Genomic DNA, 2,328 nt, shown 5'->3' with positions numbered 1-2,328 from the left:
GTTTTTTGCTTGAATAGATTCATCTTCATCTATAATACCTACATCATTATTCTCTGGTTGGACAGGTTGAGAGTTTTCAGGAATTGAGTTAGGAGTTATTTCTTCTGTCATAAATACCCAAATACTTATTGCAAATTAGTCTGAAGCTTAATTTTATAAACTAGGATTTTTGATTTAATTGTTGCTCAAGGTAATCCTTTTTCTCATAAAGTTGTTCTAGTTTTTTGTAAGATTCATTAAGCTGATCTTCGTTTTGTGTTAGTGTTAATTTCATTTTTGCTTCTTCTTCAGGACTTATTGCTATTTCTAATTTAGAATTTATAGATTTAATAATATAAGTTAGAGATTCTATTTTACTCTCTATAACACTGATTTCATTTTCAGCTTTATCTAGCTTTATTCGTAATAATTTTGGATTTTTAATTGAAGTAAATGAAGCTTGTTTTGATTCATTTAAATTAATATCTTTAATAGCCAAATCCTTAAATATTCTGCTAGGCATTTCTTCCCAAATCTTCCCAAGAGCTTCTATAGAAATCGCTAACCCCTCTTCTCCCTTACCGATGCGATAGCTAACTACACCCAAAACAGAACCAGTTTCTTGATCAATTACAGGGGAGCCACTATAACCAGGTTGTAGATAATACTTGTCTTTAATTATTAAATCCCAGGCTTTAATGCGATCACTTCCATTCTTAGATGCTAATTGAATCTGGTTACCCAGTTGTCCTTGAATCTTTCTAAGAGCTGGATTATCTTTCTGAGCAAATTCGTAAAAACCAGAGATGATAAATGGCTTATCTTTTTGACCACTTGCACACAATTTTAATAGAGGTTTATCCCATAATCCTTCAACGGTTAAAACAGCTAAGTCAAAGCCCTTGTCCTCACCAGACGCAATTACAGTTGCGGGAAGACCATTAGCCCTGATGGTTTCTGCTCCACCAACATCATTCACCACATGAGCGCAGGTTAATAAGTAAGTATTATGGGTATCCTTATGAATAACAAACCCGGTACCAAATTTTCGATTACCACTACTATCACTGCTAGTAATTAAAATTACTGAGTCTGAAAAATTTATGCTCATGGTTAAGGTTTGGGATTAAGGACAAGTTTGACTTTTAAATGGCTACCCGCTTTCGCTTTACTAACGTAGACATTTCCCTCTGCCTCAAAATTGAAGTTTATTTCAACTTCAGCTTTATCAATCTGCATCTCTTGATTAATTTCCTTCCAAGCTGCAGTAATCGGGCGACAACTTTTCACTAAAATCGGCTTAATTTTATCAAAGGTTGTACTAACCTTATCGGCGAATCGATTAGAAATCTGTTGGGCTTGGTCTTCTGGCACTTCTACTTCTATCAACGTGCCATCGTCTAACTCAATTAGCTTAGTAGCAATCATGATTTTACCTAACTGAACGTCTACTCAACTCCTAAAAGTTGTTTGACCCAGCATTGGTGCGTTAAGGGCAGCAACCTAGCCCTGGCTACAAGGCGAAACAATTAACGCCGCTCTAACGCACCACTAGCAATAGTGTCAAATATGAGATGCACCCCATGTCTGATTCGAGTAGTTTATTTTTTTATTATCAGCTCTGATGGCTATCAATAACAAATTGATAGCTAATTTACTTTACAAACATAGTATTACATACAATCCGGACTATTTGAATGAGTTTACGTTAAACTTAACAAAACTTTACAAGTGTAAAGTTTTTTTTATAAAAAACTTTGATGAGAGATAATTCACAACAATGAATTAGTAGGGCTTTCAGGGATTTTTTCCTGGTAACAGGAAGTAGTAAGTAGGGCATGAAACGTCGATGAAGTGCTCTGAAGCATGGTGAAGTAATATGAAGTAAATTACGATAGTAATAGTATTTTTATTTGAGATGTAAACAAATAATCCCAATGGTTAGGAAACAAAAAACTCCCAATAGGTAGGAGCTGTAAGGAATACAAAGTTTTTTAGTTTAGCAAAAATCACCATCTAGTTTTACAACTCATTTCTAAGCTCAAAAAAAAATGTATAAATACTCATTGCCAAATCCAAATAATTTTGATAATACTATCAATACAAATAGGGAGAGGTGAGATGTTGGCTGTAGCGATTGGCCTACGGCCTCAGCTTCCGCGCTTATGCGATCGCATTTCCCTACTCCCTACTCCCTACTCCCTACTCCCTACTCCCTACTCCCTACTCCCTACTCCCTACTCCCTACTCCCTACTCCCTCCTCCCTACTCCCTACTCCCTACCCAGCAGTAGTGCACACTTCTGAACTCCAGTCACTCAGCAGGCCTTATCTCGTATTCCCTCTTCTG

The 2,328-nt window shown here is 36.3% G+C and carries 3 protein-coding genes; 1 reads left to right on the top strand and 2 read right to left on the bottom strand.

What is annotated here, in order from left to right; genetic code table 11:
- Positions 1-160: 160 nt before the first annotated feature.
- Both F6J94_RS33075 and F6J94_RS33070 read right to left on the bottom strand, forming a co-directional pair.
- Entirely contained in the window at positions 161-1,090 is a 930-nt protein-coding gene (locus tag F6J94_RS33075) for a serine protease (RefSeq protein WP_293047988.1), read from the bottom strand.
- Between the two features lie 2 nt (positions 1,091-1,092).
- On the bottom strand, positions 1,093-1,407 hold the full coding sequence (locus tag F6J94_RS33070; RefSeq protein ID WP_293047985.1) for a CU044_2847 family protein: 315 nt from the start codon (positions 1,405-1,407) through the stop codon (positions 1,093-1,095).
- A 709-nt stretch (positions 1,408-2,116) separates the two neighbouring features.
- On the opposite strand from F6J94_RS33070, the gene F6J94_RS33065 reads away from it, so the two are divergent.
- On the top strand, positions 2,117-2,272 hold the full coding sequence (locus F6J94_RS33065; protein ID WP_293047982.1) for a hypothetical protein: 156 nt from the start codon (positions 2,117-2,119) through the stop codon (positions 2,270-2,272).
- Positions 2,273-2,328: the final 56 nt, after the last annotated feature.

Origin of the sequence: Moorena sp. SIO1F2, from assembly GCF_010672755.1 — a bacterium.
Taxonomy (GTDB): Bacteria; Cyanobacteriota; Cyanobacteriia; order Cyanobacteriales; family Coleofasciculaceae; genus Moorena.
The sequence above is the reverse complement of the archived record's forward strand: the minus strand, read 5'-3'. Positions and strand labels throughout refer to the sequence as shown.

Coding starts and splice junctions, on each gene's coding strand:
- F6J94_RS33075 (WP_293047988.1), bottom strand. CDS start 1,090: ATGAGCATAAATTTTTCAGACTCAGTAATTTTAATTACTAGCAGTGAT.
- F6J94_RS33070 (WP_293047985.1), bottom strand. CDS start 1,407: ATGATTGCTACTAAGCTAATTGAGTTAGACGATGGCACGTTGATAGAA.